Annotated in this window: 1 rRNA gene; it reads right to left on the reverse strand. The window is 55.6% G+C overall.

Annotated features, from left to right (window positions below):
- Positions 1-1,574: ribosomal RNA gene (locus AC5FXY_RS22305) — 23S ribosomal RNA — on the reverse strand; the annotation flags it as partial.
- Between the last annotated feature and the right edge of the window lie 15 nt (positions 1,575-1,589).

The following is a 1,589-nucleotide window of genomic DNA, read 5'->3' on the forward strand; positions in this document are numbered from 1 at the left end:
TTGGACTACTATCAGCTTTCAGCTAGGCCGGCGTACTTTACTACCGGCCCACTACCTACGGCCTTCAACGGGCACTTCCGTCCGCCCGCGCCTCTTTCACTTCTCCGTCACCGCATCACTCTACAAAACGAGTGCTGGAATATCAACCAGCTGGCCATCGGTCGTCGCTCTTCAGCTTAGCCTTAGGTCCCGACTAACCCTGCTCCGATTAGCGTTGAGCAGGAAACCTTAGTCTATCGGCGAACAGGTTTCTCACCTGTTTTATCGTTACTCATGCCTACATTTGCTTTTCCAGCCGCTCCACCACGCCTCCCGGTCGTGGCTTCACCGCTGCTGGAATGCTCCCCTACCACTCTACCATAAGTAGAATCCATCGCTTCGGTACCGGACTTGATGCCCGCGTATTATCGATGCCCTGTCGCTCGACCAGTGAGCTGTTACGCACTCTTTAAATGAATGGCTGCTTCCAAGCCAACATCCTGGCTGTCAAGGCAACTGGACCTCCTTTGTTCAACTTAGCCCGGATTTAGGGACCTTAGCGGATGGTCTGGGTTCTTTCCCTCTCGGCGTGGGACCTTAGCACCCCACGCCTCACTGCCGTGTACATCCACGTGGCATTCGGAGTTCGTCTGGATTCGGTAGGCTGTGACACCCCCTAGTCCAATCGGTAGCTCTACCTCCACGGGACTCAACCACGACGCTGTACCTCAATACATTTCGGGGAGTACGAGCTATTTCTCAGTTTGATTGGCCTTTCACCCCTACCCACAGGTCATCCAAATCCTTTTCAACGGAAACTGGTTCGGGCCTCCAGTTGGTTTTACCCAACCTTCACCCTGCCCATGGGTAGATCACAAAGTTTCGCGTCTACCCCCCCTGACTCTGCGCCCTGTTCAGACTCGCTTTCGCTGCGGCTCCGTGTTTTCAAACACTTAACCTTGCCAGGGAGGAGTAACTCGTAGGCTCATTATGCAAAAGGCACGCCGTCACCCCACCAAGGGGCTCCGACCGCTTGTAAGCGCACGGTTTCAGGTTCTTTTCACTCCCCTATTCGGGGTTCTTTTCACCTTTCCCTCACGGTACTGGTTCACTATCGGTCTCTCAGGAGTATGTAGCCTTGCCGGATGGTACCGGCGGATTCAGACGGGATTTCTCTGGTCCCGCCTTACTCAGGATCCCACTAGGGCCTTCCACAATGTCGTCTACCGGACTCTCACCGTCTCTGGTACAGTTTCCCACCTGTTTCGACTACCGTAAAAAGGTCCCACGTCGTGGTCCTACAACCCCGCGGCGGCCGTAACCGCCCCGGTTTGGGCTCGTCCCCGTTCGCTCGCCACTACTGGGGGAATCATTGTTATTTTCTGTTCCTCCGGGTACTTAGATGTTTCAGTTCCCCGGGTTCGCCCACGGCCTTGCGGCTCGTGTACCAGGTCTTCAACCTGGTGGGTTGCCCCATTCGGAAATCGTGGGATATACCGGGTATGTGCCCCTCCCCCACGCTTATCGCAGCTTATCACGTCCTTCATCGCCTCTGAGAGCCTAGGCATCCCCCGTGCGCCCTTCGTTACTTCCGCGAAGTAACGGTCGAC

This window comes from Hymenobacter sp. FMD4, from assembly GCF_058932745.1.